Annotated in this window: 1 protein-coding gene; it reads right to left on the bottom strand. The window is 67.9% G+C overall.

Annotated features, from left to right (window positions below; genetic code table 11):
• Nucleotides 1-540 (bottom strand): PAS domain S-box protein (locus AC01Y6_RS11130; protein ID WP_476671594.1); only part of this gene is annotated, 540 nt, incomplete at its 3' end.
• Nucleotides 541-560: the final 20 nt, after the last annotated feature.

Below are 560 nucleotides of genomic sequence, written 5' to 3'. Positions count from 1 at the left end.
AACCGGGACCTTCTTGTAGCCCTCGGGGTCGTAGCCCAAAAGCACCTGCACGCTCGGGCTGGCGAAGCGGATCCTCCCCTCCTGGTCCAGCACGTAGACGACGTCCTGGGAGTGTTCCAGAAGAGCCTTGAGACGCTCCTCCTCCGCCTCCAAAAGGGCCAAAAACCGCCCCTTCTCCAGGACCAAGGCCAGAAGGGTAGCCACCTGGCCCATGCGGTCAAGAAGCCGCTGGGAAAAGCGCCGCCTCTTCCGGTAACCCAGGAGGAGGGCGCCCCTAAACCCCTCGGCGCGGAAGGGCACCACCAGGGCGCTTTCCAGGCCCAGGGCTTCCGCCAGGGCGCAGTCCGCGGGCGTCAGGGCCTCCACGCCCAAGGGGGCCTCCTCCTCCAGGGCCCGCTCCAGAAGGTTGGGGCGGGGGAGCTCCTCGGAAAGGGGACATGTGCTAAAGAGCACCTCCGCCCTCCCCGCGCTTTCCGCGAGGAGCACCCCCTCTTGGGCGCCGAAGAGGCCCATAAGCCGCTCCACGATGGCCTGGCCCAAAGCCGGTAAGCCCCGCTGGC

It is taken from the genome of Thermus sp. (genome assembly GCF_056332225.1).
The sequence above is the reverse complement of the archived record's forward strand: the minus strand, read 5'-3'. Positions and strand labels throughout refer to the sequence as shown.